Origin of the sequence: Methylobacterium longum (genome assembly GCF_022179385.1) — a bacterium.
Lineage (GTDB): Bacteria > Pseudomonadota > Alphaproteobacteria > Rhizobiales > Beijerinckiaceae > Methylobacterium > Methylobacterium longum.
Map to the genome: position 1 here is coordinate 18,893 of NZ_BPQS01000011.1, position 19,455 is coordinate 38,347.

The 19,455-nt window shown below is 70.9% G+C and carries 14 protein-coding genes; 5 read left to right on the forward strand and 9 right to left on the reverse strand.

Annotated elements, in window-relative coordinates:
• The 6 genes from MFF58_RS12345 to MFF58_RS12370 form a co-directional block, all read right to left on the reverse strand.
• Positions 1 to 2,088, reverse strand: coding sequence for a hybrid sensor histidine kinase/response regulator (locus MFF58_RS12345; protein ID WP_238287713.1), 2,088 nt, complete (start codon positions 2,086 to 2,088; stop codon positions 1 to 3).
• Positions 2,089 to 2,342: 254 nt separating this feature from the next.
• Complete coding sequence (gene polA / locus MFF58_RS12350; RefSeq protein WP_238287715.1) at positions 2,343 to 5,498, reverse strand: DNA polymerase I; 3,156 nt, start codon at positions 5,496 to 5,498, stop codon at positions 2,343 to 2,345.
• Between the two features lie 21 nt (positions 5,499 to 5,519).
• Positions 5,520 to 5,918, reverse strand: coding sequence for a hypothetical protein (locus tag MFF58_RS12355; RefSeq protein ID WP_238287716.1), 399 nt, complete (start codon positions 5,916 to 5,918; stop codon positions 5,520 to 5,522).
• Positions 5,919 to 6,138: 220 nt separating this feature from the next.
• Positions 6,139 to 7,644 carry a UdgX family uracil-DNA binding protein gene (locus MFF58_RS12360; protein WP_238287718.1) on the reverse strand — a complete coding sequence of 502 codons (1,506 nt, stop codon included), beginning with the start codon at positions 7,642 to 7,644 and terminating at the stop codon, positions 6,139 to 6,141.
• Complete coding sequence (locus tag MFF58_RS12365) at positions 7,644 to 8,855, reverse strand: putative DNA modification/repair radical SAM protein (RefSeq protein ID WP_238287719.1); 1,212 nt, start codon at positions 8,853 to 8,855, stop codon at positions 7,644 to 7,646. Before MFF58_RS12365 ends, MFF58_RS12360 begins: the two co-directional genes overlap by 1 nt.
• A gap of 76 nt (positions 8,856 to 8,931) precedes the next feature.
• Positions 8,932 to 9,471, reverse strand: coding sequence for a regulatory protein RecX (locus MFF58_RS12370; RefSeq protein ID WP_238287720.1), 540 nt, complete (start codon positions 9,469 to 9,471; stop codon positions 8,932 to 8,934).
• 224 nt (positions 9,472 to 9,695) lie between these two features.
• On the opposite strand from MFF58_RS12370, the gene MFF58_RS12375 reads away from it, so the two are divergent.
• From MFF58_RS12375 to grpE, 3 genes are all read left to right on the forward strand, one after another.
• Entirely contained in the window at positions 9,696 to 11,120 is a 1,425-nt protein-coding gene (locus MFF58_RS12375; RefSeq protein WP_238287721.1) for a TAXI family TRAP transporter solute-binding subunit, read from the forward strand.
• Between the two features lie 78 nt (positions 11,121 to 11,198).
• Positions 11,199 to 13,991, forward strand: coding sequence for a [protein-PII] uridylyltransferase (locus MFF58_RS12380; RefSeq protein ID WP_238287944.1), 2,793 nt, complete (start codon positions 11,199 to 11,201; stop codon positions 13,989 to 13,991).
• A 104-nt stretch (positions 13,992 to 14,095) separates the two neighbouring features.
• Positions 14,096 to 14,710, forward strand: a complete 615-nt coding sequence (gene grpE / locus MFF58_RS12385) for a nucleotide exchange factor GrpE (RefSeq protein WP_238287723.1) — start codon at positions 14,096 to 14,098, stop codon at positions 14,708 to 14,710.
• Between the two features lie 18 nt (positions 14,711 to 14,728).
• On the opposite strand, the gene MFF58_RS12390 is transcribed toward grpE, so the two are convergent.
• On the reverse strand, positions 14,729 to 15,106 hold the full coding sequence (locus tag MFF58_RS12390) for a phospholipase A2 family protein (RefSeq protein ID WP_238287725.1): 378 nt from the start codon (positions 15,104 to 15,106) through the stop codon (positions 14,729 to 14,731).
• Between the two features lie 748 nt (positions 15,107 to 15,854).
• Positions 15,855 to 16,919: a bifunctional DNA-binding transcriptional regulator/O6-methylguanine-DNA methyltransferase Ada gene (ada, locus tag MFF58_RS12395; RefSeq protein WP_238287961.1), complete on the reverse strand. Its 1,065-nt coding sequence runs from the start codon at positions 16,917 to 16,919 to the stop codon at positions 15,855 to 15,857.
• Positions 16,920 to 17,092: 173 nt separating this feature from the next.
• Here ada and MFF58_RS12400 point away from each other — a divergent pair, with 173 nt between their 5' ends.
• On the forward strand, positions 17,093 to 18,073 hold the full coding sequence (locus tag MFF58_RS12400) for an alginate O-acetyltransferase AlgX-related protein (protein WP_238287726.1): 981 nt from the start codon (positions 17,093 to 17,095) through the stop codon (positions 18,071 to 18,073).
• A gap of 230 nt (positions 18,074 to 18,303) precedes the next feature.
• Here the strand turns inward: MFF58_RS12400 and MFF58_RS12405 are convergent, their stop codons facing one another.
• A complete protein-coding gene (locus MFF58_RS12405) occupies positions 18,304 to 19,050 on the reverse strand; it encodes a YebC/PmpR family DNA-binding transcriptional regulator (RefSeq protein ID WP_238287728.1) in 747 nt (248 codons plus the stop codon).
• A gap of 197 nt (positions 19,051 to 19,247) precedes the next feature.
• Between MFF58_RS12405 and MFF58_RS12410 the strand changes: the two genes are divergently transcribed.
• Complete coding sequence (locus MFF58_RS12410; RefSeq protein ID WP_238287729.1) at positions 19,248 to 19,454, forward strand: hypothetical protein; 207 nt, start codon at positions 19,248 to 19,250, stop codon at positions 19,452 to 19,454.
• The last annotated feature ends 1 nt before the right edge of the window (position 19,455 follow it).

A 19,455-nucleotide genomic window follows, 5' to 3' on the forward strand; every position in this document is an offset into this window, starting at 1 on the left:
TCAACCCGTCCCGATCATCTCGCGGATGCGCGCACCCAGGACCTCCACCACGAACGGCTTGGTGATGACCTGCATGCCGGGATCGAGCTGGCCATTCCCCAGCACCGTCGTCTCGGCGTAGCCGGTGATGAACAGCACCTTCAGGCCGGGACGCTTCACCCGCCCGGCCTCGGCCATCTGGCGCCCATTCATGCCGCCCGGCAGGCCGACATCCGTCACCAGGAGGTCGATGCGCACGTCCGATTGCAGCACCTTCAGCCCGGCGACGCTGTCGGCGGCCGCGATCGCCGTGTAGCCGAGATCCTCCAGCACCTCGGTGACCAGCATCCGCACGGACGGCTCGTCGTCCACGATCAGGACCGTCTCGCCCGGGGTCGCCCGCGGCGGCGCGAACCGGGCGGCGTGCGGATCCTCCGCCACGACCGCCCCGCGGTGGCGCGGCAGGTAGAGGCAGACGGTCGTGCCCTGGCCGACCTCCGAGTGGATCCGCACCTGCCCGCCGGATTGCTGGACGAAGCCGTAGATCATCGAGAGGCCGAGGCCGGTGCCCTGGCCCAGCGGCTTGGTGGTGAAGAAGGGCTCGAACACCTTCTCAATGACCTCGGGGGGCATGCCGGTGCCGGTGTCGGTCACGCTGAGCGAGAGGTACTGGCCCGGTGGCATGTCGTGGCGCCGCGCGGCGCGCGCGTCGAGCCAGGCGTTGGCGGTCTGAATCGCGATCCGGCCGCCCTCCGGCATGGCGTCCCGGGCGTTGATGCAGAGGTTGAGCAGCGCGTTCTCGAGCTGCGGCGGATCGACCAGCGCCGGCCAGAGACCGGCGGCGCCCGCGACCTCGACCTGCACCGCGGGCCCGACGGTGCGCCGGATCAGGTCTTCCATGCCGGCGACCAGCCGGTTCACGTCCGTGGGCTTCGGGTCGAGGGTCTGACGCCGCGAGAAGGCGAGCAGCCGGTGGGTCAGGGCCGCAGCCCGCTTCGAGGCGCCCTGCGCGGCCGCGATGTAACGGTCGACATCGGCCACGCGGCCCTGGCTCAGCCGGGTCTGGATCAGCTCCAGCGAGCCGGAGATGCCGGCGAGCAGGTTGTTGAAGTCGTGCGCGAGGCCGCCGGTGAGCTGGCCGACCGCCTCCATCTTCTGCGACTGCCGCAAGGCCTCCTCGGCGGCCGCCAGGGCATCGGCACGCTCACGCTCGACGGTGAAGTCGCGGCCGACCGCGTTGATGATCCCGTCGCCGGGCCGCGCCGCCCAGCTGATCCAGCGGTAGCTGCCGTCCCGGTGGCGATAGCGGTTGTCGAAGCGGGCGAGGCTCGCGCCCGCGGTCAGCTGCTGCGCGCCCTCGAACGTGCGGGTCAGGTCGTCCGGGTGGACCACGTCGATCAGCTTCGTCCCGACGAGTTCGTCCGGGCGCCAGCCCAGCACCTCGGTCCAGGCGGGATTCACCGCGGTGATCGTCCCGTCGAACAGGCAGCGCAGCATCAGGTCGGAGGACAGCGTCCAGACGGCGTTGCGGTCGGCGGTGCGCTCCCCGACCTGCTGCGCCAGGGTGGCGTTGAGGTTGCGCAGGTCCCCCAGGGCCGCCTCCAGGGCGACCTGGCTTTCCGTGAGGGCGGCGTCGGCGAGCACCCGGCCGGTGGTCTCGTTGGTGAGGATGAACAGCCCCGCGACCTGCCCGGCCGCATCGAGGACCCGCGAGTACGAGAAGGTCCACCACGTCTCCTGCGCGCCCCGGTCGGTGTCGAGCTGCCAGGGCAGATCGACGAAGCGCTCCGGGCGACCTTGCAAGGCGGCGTCGATGATCGGCTTGGCCTGCGACCAGGCATCGGCCCAGACGACGTCGAACCGCTCGCCCATGGCCCAGGACAGGCGCGGCCCCAGCAGAGGGAAGTAGGTGTCGTTGAAGAAGAAATGGAGATCGGGCCCCCAGGCCAGGATCATCGATTCCGGCGAGTTCAGCACGAGGGACAGGGCCGCGCGGAACTCCGCCGGCCAGCTTTCCGGAGCGCCGAGGGGATGGCCGGACCAGTCGCGCGCCCGGATCATCCGCGCGGCCTCGCCGCCGCCAGCGAGGAAGGAGAGGGGATCGGTCACGGGCTAGGCGCGGTGCGGGTCATCAGCCGCACGCGTATGACCGCCTTCGGCGTCAACTCCAAGCCTGCCGGGAGCCCGGCGGTGTCGAAGCGCCGCAGGGCTTCCGGTCACGGGCGGGCGAGCGCCGCCGGCGCTGCGAGCGGGCCCAGCACCCCGGGGCGACGGCAGACCGGCGAATCCGGCGAACGAAGCGCCTCCCGGATCGCTCCGCTCGCCGAGGCTGACCGGGTCGGACGAACTGCGGCCCGCGCCTGTCAGTGCGCTTCCTGCCAGTTTCCCGCCGCCTTGGCCTCCACGACCAGCGGCACCTTGAGCGTCAGGGCCGGCGCCGGGGCCTCCTCCATCACGCTGCGGATGACCGGAATCGCGGCGTCGACCTCGTCCTCGGCGGCCTCGAACACCAATTCGTCGTGGACCTGCAGCAGCATGCGGGCCTTGATGCGTTTCGCGGCCAAAACTGTCTCCATCCGCGTCATCGCCCGGCGGATGATGTCGGCGGCCGAGCCCTGGATCGGCGCGTTGATCGCCTGCCGCTCGACGCTGGCGCGCTCGGACGGGTTGTTGGAGCGGATCTGCGGGTAGTGGCAGACCCGGCCGAACAGGGTGGTCACGTAGCCCTTGTCCCGGCAGCTCCGCTTGGTGGTGTCGATGTAGTCGCGGATCCCCGGGAACTGCTCGAAATACTGCTTGATGAACGCCGAGGCCTCCTCGCGGCCGATGCCGAGCCGGTCGGCCAGCCCGAAGGCCGAGATGCCGTAGATGATGCCGAAATTGATGGTCTTGGCCCGGCGCCGCAGGTCGGGCGTCATCTCTTTCAGCGGCACGCCGAACATCGCCGATGCGGTCGCTGCGTGGATGTCGATGCCGTCCTCGAACGCCTTCCGGAGCTCCGGGATATCGGCCATGTGGGCGAGGAGCCGCAGCTCGATCTGCGAGTAGTCCGCCGAGATCAGCCGGTTGCCGGGCGCGGCCACGAAGGCCCGGCGGATGCGCCGGCCCTCCTCGGTGCGGATCGGGATGTTCTGGAGGTTCGGCTCGGAGGAGGAGAGCCGCCCCGTCGTGGTCGCCGCCAGCGAGAACGAGGTGTGGACCCGCGCGGTCTCCCGGTCGGCATGGGTCTGGAGCGAATCCGTGTAGGTGGATTTCAGCTTCGAGAGCTGCCGCCACTCCAGGATCTTTTTCGGGAGGTCGTGCCCGGCCTGGGCGAGTTCCTCGAGAAGCGTAGCCGGTGTCGCCCACTGGCCGGACGGCGTCTTCTTCGCGCCCGGCAGGCCCATCTTGCCGAACAGGATGTCGCCGATCTGCTTGGGCGAGCCCACCGAGAACTTCTCGCCGGCATCCTCCTGGATCTCCTCCTCCAGGCGGACGAGGATCTGGGAAAAGTCACCGGAGAGGCGGCTCAGCATCTCGCGGTCGACCCGGATGCCGCGCTGCTCCATCCGGGCGATCACCGGCAGCAGCGGCCGCTCCAGGGTCTCGTAGACGGCGACCCGGTGCTCGGCCACGAGGCGCGGCTTCATCATCCGCCACAGGCGCAGCGTCACGTCCGCGTCCTCAGCCGCGTAGGCGGTGGCCTTGTCGATGGCGACGCGGTCGAAGGTCACCTTGTTGCGGCCGGTGCCGGCCACGTCCGAGAAGGTGATCGGCTGGTGGCCGAGGTGGCGGCGCGCCAGCTCGTCCATGCCGTGGCCACCCTTGCCGGCGTCGAGCACGTAGGAGATCAGCATCGTGTCGTCGAAGGGCGCGATCTCGATGCCGTAGCGGGCGAGCACCACCCAATCGTATTTCAGGTTCTGGCCGACCTTCAGGACGCCGGGATTCTCCAGCAGCGGCTTCAGCCGGGCGATGGCGTCCTTCAGCGGGATCTGTCCCGGCACCGGCTCGGCCACGTCGGAGGCCGCGGCGCCCTCGCCGAACAGGTCGGTGGCGTCGGCCTGGACCTTGGCGGCCTGCACGTGGGCCAGCGGGATGTAGCAGGCCCGGCCGGTCGCCACCGCCAGCGAGACGCCGACGAGGCCGGCCTTGTGGGCGTCCAGGGCGTCGGTCTCGGTATCGACCGCGATCACCCCGGCCTCCTCAGCCTCGGCGATCCACGCATCGAGCTGCTCCAGCGACGCGACGGTCTCGTAGGCGGCGGTGTCGAACGGCGCGACCGACTCCGCGGCCCGGGCGGCCACCACGTTGCCGGGCGTCGCTTCGACGGGTGCCCGGGGCTTGGCCGGCGCGTCGGGCAGGTCGAGATCGGCGAAGGGGTCGATCTCGCCGCCCTCGGGCGGGGCGGCGCCCGGCGGGCGCTCAGGCCCGGCCGCCGCGGTCTCGGGATCGGGCGGCACGGAATCGCCGAAGAACGGCACCGCGTCGCTGCCGCCCGCGCCGTTGCCGTAGCCGTGCGGCCTGGCCCCCGGCAGGAGCCGCGGATCGGGCTTCACCGCCTCGGGATCGACGTGCAGCATCTGGGCGATGCGGCGCGTGAGCGTGTTGAACTCCATCGCCTTCAGGAAGCCGACGAGCTTCTCCGGATCGGGCTTGGGCACGCCGAGATCGTCGAGGTCCACCGGGACCGGCACATCCTCCATCAGCGCGACCAGTTTTCGCGAGAGCTTGGCCTGATCGACGTTGGCCAACAGGGTCTCGCGGCGCTTGGGCTGCTTGATCTCGCCCGCCCGATCCAGCAGCGCCTCCAGGCTGCCGAACTCCTTGATCAGGGCCGCCGCGGTCTTCAGGCCGATGCCGGGCACCCCCGGCACGTTGTCGGAGGTGTCGCCGATCAGCGCCAGGGCGTCGCCGATCTGGTTCGGTTGGAGGCCCTCCCATTTGGCGATGATCGCCTCGACGTCGAGGTTGCGCTCGGGCCGGTAGCCGGCCTTGCCCTTGGCGCCGGATTCGAAATCGTAGAACCGCACCTGCGGCCCGACGAGCTGCATCAGGTCCTTGTCGGAGGAGACGATGATGACGCCCGCGCCCCGCGCCTCGGCCTGGCGGGTGTAGGTGGCGATCAGGTCGTCGGCCTCGTAGCGCTCCAGCTCCACCGCGTGCAGGCCGAAGGCGCGCACCGCGTCGCGCATCAGCGGCATCTGCCGCTTCAGGTCGTCGGGCGCGTCGGGGCGATGACCCTTGTAATCCGGGAACATCTCCTTGCGGAACGAGCCCTCGGACTTGTCGAAGACGATGCCGAGATGGGTCGGCATCGTACCGGCCGCGCCCTCCTGCAGGAACTGCGCGATCTTGGTGCAGAACAGCCGCACCGCGCCGGTAGGCAGCCCGTCGGAGGGCCGCGAATTATACTTCTGATCCTGGTTGATCGACTGGAAATAGGCCCGGAAGATGAAGGAGGAGCCGTCGACCAGGATCACCTGATCGCCGGGGCCGACGGGCTTGGTCTCGGGGCTCGACGCGGTCTCAGGCTTCATGGGCGCAGGCGTCTCGGGCGGTCAAGGAGCGGGCTCGCGGTCCAGCTCGGCGCGGCAGGCCGCGACGAGGTCGGCCAAGCGCTCGTGAACGGTCCGCCAGACGTTGTCCAGCATGACCGCGCGATAGCCGTAGCGATAGATGTTCCCGGCGGCGGCGATGTCGCGCCGCGCGATGCCCCGCCATGCCGCGCGAGTGCCGGATGCCAGCCCAACCTGTCGTCCGTCAGATTCCGGCCCGCCGCCGCGAAGATCGCCCGTCAGCGGATCACCGCGCCACCGGTTCGGAGGTCTTCGGCGAACACGTCGACGGTCAGCCCCGCAACGCGGCGCCCTGCGGCCCCGGTCGGCCACGTCGGCCGGCCTCGGGAACAGATCGCCGATGCAACGGCACGGGCCGGCGCATGTGAGGAGATCGCGCACACGCGCCCGATCATTCGCGATCCTCGGGTCGGGCCCACGTTCCGTCCCGCCGTCGCCCCGCGCGACCGAGCCGGAGGGGGTCGCATGGTGGACGCCCCGGCGGCGGAGTTCCGCCCCGACTGTACGGCGGATGTCGATGGCGACGTGCCCATCCGGGGATCCGGCCGCGCGGGGAATCGGCAGCCGCAGCGTACCGGGGACGGGCCGCGGCCGCGCGGGATCATGCGGCGAGTTCGCGCCTCAGGTCTTCCACCCGACGCAGGTCCTCCACGAAGGCCGCGTAGGCGTCCGCCTTCGCCTCGTCCGGGAGGCGCAGGAGGTAGGACGGGTGCACGGTGATGAAGCCTTGAAAGCGGTTGTCGTGCCGATCGAAGCGGAACGGCCCGCGCGCCCGGGTGATCGGGATCGCCTTGCCGGTCAACGCCAGGACGGCGGTCGCGCCGAGGGCGACGACGAGCTTGGGCCCCACGAACTCCAACTCCCGATCGAGCCACCAGCGATAGTGGCTGACCTCGCCGGCCGTCGGCTTCTGGTGGATGCGGCGCTTGCCGCGCTCCTCGAACTTGAAGTGCTTGACCGCATTGGTCAGGTAGCTCGCGCCACGGTCGATCCCCGCTTCCGCCATGGCGCGGGACAGGAGTTGCCCCGCCGGCCCCACGAAGGGGCGGCCCTGCCGGTCCTCCTGGTCGCCGGGCTGCTCGCCCACGAAGGCGACAGTGGCGCCGACCGGCCCTTCTCCGAGCACGGCCTGGGTCGCGCCCGGCACCAGCGGCTCGGTGCGCCGGATGATGGCGTTCAACTCGTCGAGGGTCTTGGGATCCTGGTCGGCCATCGCGGCGACGGCCCGGGCGGGTTCGCGGCGTGTGGGCATGGTCGGCTCCCTCTCGATCATCGCTTCGGTGCGCCCCGCGGCGGCCCGCACCAGGGCGGGGATGGCGGCGGTCTCGGGCATGTTGCGCCAGTACTTCTTGGGCATCTCGGCCCGCATGGCCTTCAGGTTGGTCCGGGCCGGGTTGAACGTGCTCTCGTAATAGGTCTGCCAGCCGGCCTCGAAGCCGTCGCCCTCCGGAAGCTGGGCGCGGTCGCCGGGCGGGCCGAAGGCGAGGGTCTCGGTGTCCCAGTGGGCCGACCCCTCCGGGGTCAGGATCGACCAGCGCATCCCGCGGAAGCGGGCGACGAAGAACGGCGCCGCGGCCTCCAGGATGTGGTGATCGGGCTCGAACCACGCGACGTAGCGCTCGCCTCCGCGGTCCTCCGCGCGGCGGAAGCGCAGGAAGGCGTGCATCTTGTGAAGGTCGCGCCCGATCGCCTTTGCCATCCGGTGCAGGCGGTGCACCAGCGGATCGCTGCCGACCTCCATCAGGTGCCGCTCGCCCTGGCAGACCCGCCAGACCAGGGCGTAGAGCAGGCCGTAGCGCTCCGGATCACGATGCGGGATGACCTGCGGGATGAGCGCGGCGACGGGCTTCGGCAGGACGAGCGGCGTGCCGGGAGCCTGCTCCGCGTCGGCGCCGAAGAGGCCGGGCGAATCCGTCACCGACCAAGTCACCGACTCCGGCGGCACGTCCTGGGCGACGAGGCTCCGGACGGCGGTGCGGAACCCGTCGAGGTCGGCTCCCGGGCGCAGGAGGATGGCGCGCGGCCGATGCGGATCCCCTCCCCCGCTGCCGCGCAGGGTACCGTGCCCCCCGGAGGGACGAGGGAGGGGCGAGGTCCCGATCCCCATCAGAACAAGCTCAGCTGCTTGGCCGGCTCGGCCAGCCGCGTGCGCAGGTCGAGCCGATCGGTGAGCCCGACCGGTCGGTGATCGGCGGCGACGAGGAACGGCCGCGCCCGCTTCAGCCCCGAGGTGAGCCGCGCGACGTCGTCGAGGCGCAGGGTCGCGTGGCGGCGTGCCTGGACGATCTTGTCCACCGCCCGGGCGCCGAGCCCCGGCACCCGCAGCAGCCATTCCCGATCAGCCTTGTTCACGTCCACCGGGAACTTGTCCCGGTGCTTCAGGGCCCAGGCGAGCTTCGGGTCGATGTCGAGGGCGAGCATGCCGTCCTCGGAGGCGTCGGCGACCTCGTCGGGGGTGAACTCGTAGTACCGCAGCAGCCAGTCGGCCTGGTACAGCCGGTGCTCGCGCTGGAGCGGCGGCGGCTTCGGCGGCAGGATCGCCGAGCCGTCCGGGATCGGGCTGAAGGCCGAGTAGTAGACGCGCTTCAGGCCGACGCTGCCGTAGAGCAGCGCGCTCTTGCGGATCAGCGCCTCATCGGTGGTGGCATCCGCCCCGACGATCACCTGCGTCGAGTGGCCAGCGGGCGAGAAGCGGCGCTTCTCGGCCTTCGCCTGCACGATGCGCTCGCCGATCTGCGCCATCGCGCCCTGGATCGCGGCACCATCCTTCTCGGGGGCGAGGCGTTCCAGGCTCGCCTCGGTGGGCAGCTCGACGTTGATCGACAGCCGGTCGGCGTAGAGGCCGGCCTCCTCGATCAGCCAGGGGCTCGCCTCGGGGATCGACTTGAGGTGGATGTAGCCGGCGAAGCCGTGGTCGCGCCGGAGCGACTTCGCCACCCGGGTGAGCAGCTCCATCGTGTGGTCCGGCGACTTGATGATGCCCGAGGAGAGGAACAGGCCCTCGATGTAGTTCCGCCGATAGAAGTTCAGGGTGAGGTTCACGACCTCCTCGACGGTGAACTTCGCCCGCCGCACGTTCGACGAGCGCCGGTTGACGCAGTAGGCGCAGTCGAACAGGCACCAGTTGGTCAGCAGGATCTTGAGCAGCGACACGCAGCGCCCGTCCGGCGTGTAGGCATGGCAGATCCCGGCCCCGGTGGTCGAACCGAGCCCGTCCTTGCCGGCCGCCCGCTTGGGCGCCGCCGAGGAGGCGCAGGATGCATCGTACTTGGCGGCATCCGCGAGGATGCGCAGCTTCTTGGCCAGGGTCTCGTCCATCGAACAGACAATGAACGACAGACGCGAAGGTGCAAGGCCACCCCGTCATTCACCCCGGGCCGCGATGCCGCACCCGTCATGCCGGCGGGTCGGGCTCCCCGTCCGGCTCCGCGTCGACGATCCGCCGCGCGAGGGCGTAGGAGAATCCCGCCCGCGCCAGCGCCGCGAGGTCCCGGTCGCGATAGGCGTCCCGCTGTTCCGGCCGGCGATGCGGCCCGAGGCGTCGCCGCTTGGCGTAGGCCCGTGCGGCCTGCACCTCGATCGCCTCCGCCTCCCCGTCCGGGAGGGCCTCGCGTTCCGCCAGCATCGCGGCCTCGACCACGTCGCGGGGGACGCCCTTGGCGGCGAGCTTGGCCGAGACGCCGCGGCTCGACGTGCCGCGGCGGCGCAGGGTGGCGAGGCGGGTATCGGCGAAGCGCGCGTCGTCGACGAGGCCGGCCGACACCGCGCGCGCCACGGTCGCGGTGACGAGATCCGCGAACGCTTCGGGCTCCTCCCCCCGCGCGCGGGCCCGCTTCTGCACGCGCCGCGCGAGGGTCCGGCGCAGCATCTCCGTGGAGGCGCTGTACCGCTCCAGATAGTGAAGCGCGGCCCGTTCGAGCCAAGCCGGGCTCACCGGGCCGGATGGTTTGACCTCCCGGTCGCGGCGCTCTGGCGCAGATCCTGCAACGTTTGGAGGTTTCACCGGTTCTTCACGATCTCGACAGGTTTGCGTTTCATGACTTGGGTATGGAACGCGCGCAACGCGACAGGCTCGGCCATGGCCCGAACCACCGTTCTTCGTCCGATCGCCCGCAGGACCGGGGGCGGAGGCGCCTGCATGCCGCGGCGGCATCCCTGATGCGCCGCGAGTGGCTCCTGGTCCTGGTGGCCCTGGGGCTGGCCGCCGCCGCGGCCGGGATCGTCTACCTGTCGCGTCCGAACACCCTCACGGTGGCGGTGGGTCCCCAGGACGGGCCCGAGGCCGCGCTGATCGAAGCCTACGCCAACGCCCTGGACCGGGCACGGGAGGACGTGCGCCTCAAGGTCGTCCGCTACGGCGACGTGCGCGACAGCGCCCTGGCGCTGCAGCGGAACAAAGCCGACCTCGCCGTCGTCCGGCCGGACGTGCTCCTGCCCGAGAACGGCCTGACCCTGGCGATCCTCCACGACGAGGCCCTGATCATCGCGGCGCCCGAAGCGGCCGATATCGACGACATCCCCGCGCTGGCGCGCAAGCGCCTCGGCATCGTCGTACGCCACGGCGCCGACCTGCCGTTCCTCACGAACCTGCTGTCCTTCTACGACCTCGTGCCGGACCATTCGGATGCGGAGGCACCGGGAGACCGTCAAAACGCCGAAGGCGAGGCCGCGGCCGGCCATGTCGCCGTGGTGCCTCTGAAGATCGGCGACGTGACGGCGGCGCTCACCGAGAAGCGCGTCGACGCGGTCGCGGTGATCGGCAGCCCCGCCTCGAAGACCGCGGCCGCGATGGTGCATGCCGTCGAACTGGGTTCTCCGGAGCGGAAGATCGGCTTCGTGTCGGTTCCGGACGGCGACGCGATCCTGCAGCGCTTCCCCGAACTGCAGGCGGTGACCATCCCGGCCGGCACCTTCGGCGGGCGCCCGAAGCGCCCCGACGAGGAGGTCAAGACGGTGGGAGCGTCCTACCGCCTGATGGCGCGGGGCACGGTGAGCCGGGTCGCGGTGGCCTCGGCGACGCAGCACCTGTTCGAGTGGCGCTCGCGGCTCGCCTCGGCGGCACCGGTCGCGAAGCTGATGAAGGCCCCCGATTTCGACACGACGGTAGCGGCGACCTCCGCGCGCCTGCCGAACCACCCCGGAGCGGTGGACTACTTCGAGCGCGAGCAGCAGACCTTCCTCGATCGCTACGAGGATTACATTTACCTGTTCGCCTTCTTCGGCGGCACGATCGGCTCCGGCTTCGCCTGGATCGGGCAGAGGCTCGCCCGCAAGCGGCGGGAGCGCGTCGACTTCGTCCTCGACCGCCTGCTCGACATCCTGCGCGAGGTGCGCACCGCGACGAGCAGCGCCGAGCTCGATGCCCTCGCGCTCGAGACGGATGGGCTCGTGGCCGACGTGGTCTGCTACGCCCGCGAGCGCAGCATCGACGCCCGCACGGTGAGCGCCCTGATCCTGGCGGTGGACGGGGTCCACGCGGCGATCGCCGATGCGCGGCGGCAGACCAGCGAGGCCGAGCCCCGGTCCGCCAAGCGCAACCGGACGGCGCGGTTACTGGCCCTCGACCTACCGGCAGCGGAATAGTGATCGGTTCCGACGCCCGCGACTCGGAGCGGGGGACCGCATGGCTGGCGGCGTAGGCATATCATGCTAACGGGAGCCATGTACGATCCCGTCGCCGCCCTCGCCACGGTCCTGGAGAATCTCGACCGCGAGGCCCGCGAGCCCACCAAGCTCCGGGCCGCGCTGGTGCCGCAGCTGCGCCGGGTCATCGAGGAGGGCCACCGCGCCGCCGAGGCCCAGCTCCTGGAAGACCGCAACGGTCTGCGCTGCGCCCAGGCCCTCTCGGCCCTCACGGATGCCGTCGTGCGGGCCATCCACGACGCCGTGGTCTGGCGGCTCTATCCCAACGACAACCCCACCACCGGCGAGCAGCTCGCCGTGGTCGCCACCGGCGGCTACGGCCGGGGCACCATGGCGCCGGGCTCGGACATCGATCTGCTGTTCCTGCTCCCCTACAAGCAGACCGCGTGGTCGGAGAGCGTCGTGGAGGGCATGCTCTACGTCCTCTGGGACCTCAAGCTGAAGGTCGGCCATGCCACGCGCTCCGTCGAGGAGTGCATGCGCGAGGCGCGCGCCGACATGACGATCCGCACGTCCCTGCTGGAGGCGCGGTACCTGTTCGGCACGCGGGTCCTCTACGAGGAACTGGTGACGCGCTTCGACGCCGAACTGGTGGTCGGTTCGGCCTCCGAGTTCGTGGACGCGAAGCTGCGCGAGCGCGACCTGCGCGTCTCCAAGGCCGGAACCTCGCGCTACCTCGTCGAGCCCAACGTCAAGGACGGCAAGGGCGGCCTGCGGGATCTGAACACGCTGTTCTGGATCGCCAAGTACACCTATCGGGTGCGCGACCAGATCGAACTCGTCAGCGCCGGGCTGTTCACGCCGGAGGAGTACGCGCTGTTCGAGCGCTGCGAGGAATTCCTGTGGCGGGTCCGCTGCCACATGCACTTCGCGACGAAGCGCGCGGAGGAACGCCTGTCCTTCGGCCTGCAGCCGCGGATCGCCGAGCGCTTCGGCTACGAATCCCGGGGCGGGCTCTCGGGCGTCGAGCGGTTCATGAAGGCTTATTTCCGCATCGCCAAGGATGTCGGCGACCTGACCGCCATCGTGTGCGCGGAGCTGGAGGCGCGGCACGCCAAACGCACCCCGGTGCTCGATCGCTGGATCGGGCGGTTCCGCGACCGCTTCCGCGCCACCGCCATGGAGGCGGAGGATTTCTGGATCGATCACGGCCGGGTGAACCTGCGGGCGGAGGACGCCTTCGAGCGCGATCCGGTCAACCTGATCCGCCTGTTCTGGCTCGCGGACCGGCACAACCTCGCGATCCATCCCGACGCCAAGCGGCTGGCGAGCCGGTCCCTGCGCCTCGTCAACCCGTCGCTGCGCGGGGATTCGGAGGCCAACCGCCTGTTCCTCGACATCCTCACCTCCCGGAACGCCCCCGAGGAGGCGTTGCGCGAGATGAACGAGGCGGGGGTGCTCGGCCGCTTTATTCCGGATTTCGGCCGCATCGTCGCGATGATGCAGTTCAACATGTACCACCACTTCACGGTGGACGAGCACCTGCTGCGCACGATCGGCGTCCTGGCCGACATCGAATCCGGCCGCAGCCAGGAGACTTATCCGCTGGTCTCGCGCCTCGTGCACACGATCCACAACCGCACGGCGCTCTACGTCGCGATCCTCCTGCACGACATCGCCAAGGGCCGGCCGGAAGACCACTCGATCGCCGGCGCCGCCATCGCCGAGAAGCTGTGCCCTCGCTTCGGCCTGAACCAGGCCGAGACCGAGACCGTGTGCTGGCTCGTCGAGCATCACCTGCTGATGTCGATGACCGCGCAGAGCCGCGATCTCTCCGACGCGAAGACGATCGAGCGCTTCGCCGCGAGCGTGCAGAGCCTGGAACGGTTGAAGCTCCTGACCATCCTCACGGTCGCCGACATCACGGCGGTGGGTCCCGGGGTCTGGACGGCCTGGAAGGGCACTCTGGTCCGCACCCTCTACGACGAGACCGAGGTCTATCTGTCCGGCGGTCATTCCGAGATCGCCCGCACCGACCGGGTTCGCCTCGTCCAGATGAGCCTGCGCGAGCAGCTGCCCGGCTGGGCGTCGGAGGAGTTCGACGCCTACGCGGCGCGCCATGGCCAGGCCTACTGGCTGAAGGTCGACACGACGCGGCAGCTCAAGAACGCGCAGTTCCTGCGCAATGCGGTCCGCGACGGCCGCACCAGCGCCACCGACGTGGCGCTGGACCCGGTGCGCGGCGTCACCGAGATCACGATCTACTCGCCGGACCACCCGCGCCTGCTCGCCATCATCACCGGAGCCTGCGCGGCGGCGGGCAGCAACATCGTCGACGCGCAGATCTTCACGACCACGGACGGGTTTGCCCTCGACACGATCTTCATCTCCCGCGCCTTCGAGCGCGACGAGGACGAGCAGCGCCGGACCAAGCGCGTGACGGCGGCGATCGAGCGCGCCCTGAAGGGCGAGATCCGCATCGCCGATCTCGTCGCCGACAAGCACCCTTCCACCAGCGCGCGGGCGAAGACCTTCCCGGTGCCCCCGGACGTGATCATCGACAACGCCCTGTCGAGCCGGGAAACCGTCGTGGAGGTCACGGGCCTCGACCGGCCCGGCCTGCTCTACGAGCTGACCTCCGCCTTCGGCCGGCTGTCGCTGAACATCACCTCGGCGCATGTGGCGACCTTCGGCGAGCGGGCGGTCGACGTCTTCTACGTCACCGACCTCACCGGCACGCGGGTGACGCAGCCCGACCGGCAGGCGGCGATCCGCGGGGCCGTGATGGAGGTCTTCGCCGGTGACGTCGCCGCCCTCAAGGCCGAAGGGCTCGAAGCCCTCGTCGCGGCGCCGCCGCCGCGCGAAGCGTGACGGGCGGGTTGATTTCGCAAGCCCGGGGCCAGATATCAGCGCCGGTCCCGAAGGCCCCCGAACCACCCCGTTCCGACGACTGAATCGCGATGACGAGCAACGACATGCCCCAGGATGACCAGCGCCAGACGACGGTCGAAGCCGGCGCCGGCGCTTCGCAGGACACGGCGCCGAACGGCCAGGGCGCTGAAGCGTCTTCCGTCGATCCGATCGCCGAGACCCTCGCCCTGCTCACGGCCGAGCGCGACGAGTTGAAGGACCGCACGCTGCGCACCCTCGCCGAGATGGAGAACCTGCGCCGCCGGACGGAGCGCGAGGTGGCGGATGCCCGCGCCTACGCGGTGACGAACTTCGCCCGCGACGTCCTCAACGTCGCCGACAACATCCGCCGCGCCCTCGACAGCGTTCCGGCCGACGCGAAGGCGACGGCCGACGGTGCGCTGAAGGGCCTGATCGACGGGATCGAACTCACCGAGCGCGACCTCGGCAAGACCCTCGAGCGCCACGGCGTGAAGATCGTCGAGCCGGAAGGTCAGAAGTTCGATCCGAACCGCCATCAGGCGATGTTCGAGGTCCCGAACCCGGAAGTGCCGGCCGGCACCGTCGTGCAGGTCGTGCAGGCGGGCTACGTCATCGGCGAGCGTGTCCTGCGCCCGGCCCTGGTCGGCGTGGCCAAGGGTGGCCCGAAGGCCGCTGCCAACCCGGCCGACGCCGCCTGACGACCGCGTCGGCGCGCCCTACTGGCAGGGCATCGTCGAGGCGAAGTCGGAGATGAACTGCGCCGTCTGCCGCGTTCGGGCAGGCGTGCGCGGGTCGCGCGCCACGATCCCCGCCTCGACCTGAAGACGCCGGTGGCAGGCGCAGGCGGTCAGGATCCCCGAATTCGGATCGGTCGAGCAGGCGTCATGGTGCGCGCAGGCCAAATCCAGCGCGTCGATCGGTCCGTAGTCGGGACCCCGGTTTCCCGGCCCGCAGAAGTTTCCGTGGATCAGGAAGGCGCCCCGGCCGGACGGCCCGGGCGGGACGATCTCCTGTGCCCGTGCGGGTGCGTGGCACGCCAGGAACGCGAGGACGAGAATCGCCGTCGTGGCGCGGGTCGGTCTGGGAGCGTTCACGACCGGTCCTGTCGGAGAGACCTCCTGAGCCGCACGGGCGAACCCCCGCGGCATCCGGAACCGGCGATCCCCCCGCCGGTCGCGGAGGGGCGCGAGCGGTCGGCCGAATCTGGGTGCCGAACACCCGGGATAGCAACGCAGCCTGATTGAGCCGTCAAGCTCCGACATACCCGATAGTGTCTAAAATCGGTAATCCGCACCGGAGCGCACCACAGCGAAACGCAAATTCTGTTTGCCGGCACTGCAATACAGCGGTGCGGCGGCGTTGTAGTATATCGTTCCTGTGAAGCCGCGGCCGGGGTGGACATACAACGCTTGGACTTTGCCGAAGAGCCTTCCGGCGGCGGCGCACTCGACGCCGCCGCCCGGCGCGTGACTGGTCCCGTCCGTTCCGGGCAGAGCGAAGGGGGAGGCCGGTGCGCGGGACCCGTGGGAGCCGCCATGGACGCCGCCGGACCGGCCGGCCCCGTCACGGCGCCGTCGGTCGGGTCCCTGTAGCCCTGGTCCAGGCCGGCCTTGGGCCCGTCCGGCCGAGGACCGGCGGCGAAGGCCGGCGCGGCGCCATCACCTTCGTTGCCGCGAGGCGCACGAAACCATCCCGCCGGACGAGCCCAGCGATGACGCGCTGCCGGGCCACCCCCGCCGCGCGCCGGGACGCCCTATCTGCGGCCTCGGGGAGCCGCTCTCGGGCACATGTCAGGACGCGTTCCTGAACGGTGTCGGGAAGAAGCGGGCTGGGTGCGAGGCGTCAACGCTCCGCTTCCCGGGCCAGCAGGTCACGCTTGCGGGCGACGCCCCAGCGGTAGCCCGACAGGGCGCCATCCGAGCGCACCACCCGGTGGCAGGGGATTGCGACCGCGATCGGGTTGGCCCCGCAGGCCTGGGCGACGGCCCGCGTCGCGGCGGGCAAGCCGATGGCGCGCGCGATCTCCGCGTAACTCGCCGTCGACCCGACCGGGATCCTGCGCAGCGCCTCCCAGACCCGCTGCTGGAAAGCGGTTCCGCGGATGTCGAGAGGCAGGTCGAGCCCGCCGCCGGGGGCCTCCACGAGGCCGATGACCTGGGCCATCCAGGTCTCGAAGATCGGGTCGCCGCCCTCGATCGCCGCGGCGGGGAACCGATCCTGCATGTCGCGCACCAGCGCATCTGGAGTGTCGCCGAGCAGGATCGCGCAGACACCCTGATCGGTCGCCGCCACCAGGATCGCACCCAGGGAGCAGTCGCCGATTCCGAAGCGGATGCGCAGACCGGCTCCCCCCGTCCGGTAGGCGGCGGGTGCCATCCCGAGGCGCGGGGCGCCCTCTTCGTAGAAACGGCTCGCCGCGCCGTAGCCGACCTCGTACAGCGCCTCCGTCACCGAGGCGGCGCCCGGCAGCCGCGCGGCCAGAACGGCGGCGCGGTGGGCGGCGGCGTAGGCCTTCGGCGTGACGCCGGTGGCGGCCTTGAACACCCGGTGGAAATGGTAGGCGCTCAGGCCGGCGGCGCGGGCCAGTTCCGCGAGCGACGGCATGGTCTCGGCCGCCTCGATCAGGCGGCAGGCGCGGGCGACCGAATCAGCCCGTCGTCCGGCCAGGCCCGGCTCGTCCGGACGGCATCGGCGGCACGGCCGGAAACCGGCCGCCTCGGCCTCGGCGCAGGTGCCGTGGAAGGTGACGTTCTCCGGCCGCGCCGCCCGCGACGCGCAGCTCGGGCGGCAATACACCCCGGTGGTGCGCACCGCGTACACGAAGCGGCCGTCCGCCCGCGCGTCCCGGGCGGCGAGGGCCGCCCAGCGCTCAACGTCTTCGGGGTCGGGCCCGGGAACCTGGCTCATGGCGTCGGCACTATGCGGCTTGGCGCGGGCGATGGGGAGGGGCATGACGAGGCTCGACGAAGGGTGCTGTTCGTCCCTCACCCTGCCGCCCCGCCGGATGCCCCGCATCCCGCTCCTTGCTGCCGAATCCGGCGGCCGGCCTCCGGGCGGGCCGTCGATCTCGCGAGTGCGCCATGGCTTCGAGCATCCCCGACCACATCCATGTCGGACAGGACGGCTGGCTGTTCCTTAAGACCGGGACCAACGACGTGCTCGGCCAATACGAGCGGCCGGAGGCGACGACGGAGTTGATCTGGCAGTGGCGGAGCCTGATCGCCACCCGCGAACGGCGCCTGCGCGCCCTGGGCATCCTGTACCGGCACGTGGTCGCCCCCGAGAAGCTGATGATCTACGACCATCGACTCGACGGGATCGCGATCCGGCCGGCCGCGTCGCCGGCCTATCGGCTGCTCCACAGCGAGCCGCCGCTGGGCCGCAGCCCATTTGCCCTCTACGCCGCCTGGCGTCGCCGGAAGCGCTGGCGGGAGACCTGCATCGACCTCGTGACGCCGATGCGTGCCCAGCGCGATGCGGCCGACCTGTACTGCCGGACCGACACGCACTGGTCCTTCGAGGGCTGCTATCTCGCCTACGCGGAAATCTGCCGGGCGCTGGGGACCGAGCCCCGGGTCGATCTCCGGGACCGCCCGTCCTACGAGGCCGACCATGACGGCGACCTGGGCAGCGCCTTCGATCCGCCCCGCCGGGCCCGGTCCCGCACCGTGCTGATGCAGCAGGACGCGGTTCGGACCTACGGCAGCCCGATCGTCGAGGCGCGGGAGCGGGCCGGATTGCTGCACACGCTGCATGTCGGCGCCCATGTCGTCTACGGCAACGCCAAAGCCACCGATCCGCGCCGGCTGGCACTGTTCGGCGACTCGTTCTCGCACGTCATGCCGTACATGCTGACGATCATGCTGGCGGAGACGTTCCGCGAGGTGCACTTCGTCTGGAGCACCGCGCTCGATTGGTCGTATGTCGAGCGCGTTCGGCCCGATATCGTGCTGACCGAGGTGGCCGAGCGCTTCATGGTCCAGCTGCCCGACGACACCTTCTCGGTGGAGGGCTACGCGCAGGAGCGCTTCGGCGCCGAACTCGCGGCCGCAGGCGCGTGAGCGCCCGGTCCTCCGGGTCCACCGGAACGGGCGACGCCCCGGTCTGCTGCCCGTCAGTCCGGGTTTGCGCGGCAGGACCCGGGAACCAGAGCCTCGAAGCCTGCTCGGCGGCGCTCCGTCCGCGCTTCCCGGCCCCCTGCGCTGCCCCGCGATCATGATGGGATGTGGCCAACACATTCCGGAACCGCGGCGGCCCCGGAATCCGAGCGCTTGGCCCGAGCGGCGGCCTGTCAGGCCTGCAGCTTGGCCATCAGCGCGTCCGACAGCGCGAAGTTCACGTAGACGTTCTGGACGTCGTCCTGATCCTCGATGACCTCCACGAGGCGGATCAGCTTCTCACCGGTCTCGTCGTCCACGTCGATCGTGTTCTGCGCCTTCCAGATCAGGCCGGTGCGGGTCGGCTCGCCGAACCGGGTCTCCAGCGCCTTGGCGACCTCGCCGTAGGAATCCTGGGCGCAGATGACCTCGTGGCCGTCCTCGCTGGAACTCACATCGTCGGCGCCCGCCTCGATCGCCGCCTCCAACATCGTGTCGGCATCCGCGACCTTGGCCGGGAAGGCGATCACCCCCACGCGGTCGAACATGAACGCCACGGCCCCGGTCTCGGCGAGGCTGCCGCCGGATTTCGTGAAGGCCGAGCGCACGTCCGAGGCCGTGCGGTTGCGGTTGTCGGTCTGCGCCTCGACGATCAGCGCGGCGCCGCCGGGGCCGTAGCCCTCGTAGCGGATGTCCTCGTAGTTCTCGCCGTCGGCCCCAGCGGCCTTCTTGATGGCGCGCTCGATGTTGTCCTTGGGCATGTTCTCGGCCCGGGCCGCGATGATCGCCGCGCGCAGGCGCGGGTTCATCGCCGGATCGGGCGTGCCGAGCTTGGCCGCCACGGTGATCTCGCGGGCGAGCTTTCCGAACACCTTCGAGCGGACTGCGTCCACCCGGCCCTTCCGGTGCATGATGTTCTTGAACTGCGAATGGCCTGCCATGGCGGGGAGACTTTTGTTCGTTGGCGCGGGCGGGCGTCCGAGACCCCGTCCGCGCGGCTGCGAGGTCGAGGCGTTATAGGACGCCCCCTTCCGGCGAGGCAACGCGGCCCACGGAGCGGCGGATCGGACCGCGCGGGAAAGATCGCACCGCCCGGGCGTTCCCGATCGAACCGTTGGTATCCGACCGGGAGCGAGGGATGACGCGCGTGAAGACCTGGACGGCCAGCCGCGGCGATATCCGCGATCCGTCCGCCGCCGATCCCGGCGCGCCCGCGGGCGCGGCCGGCCCGCGCTGGCTGAGGCTCGGGCTCGCGGCCGCCCTGGGGCTCGTCGCCGGATCGATGCTGTTCGCCACCGAGGCCCAGGGGTGCGGCGGCAAACGGGGACAGGTTCCCCGCCGATAGG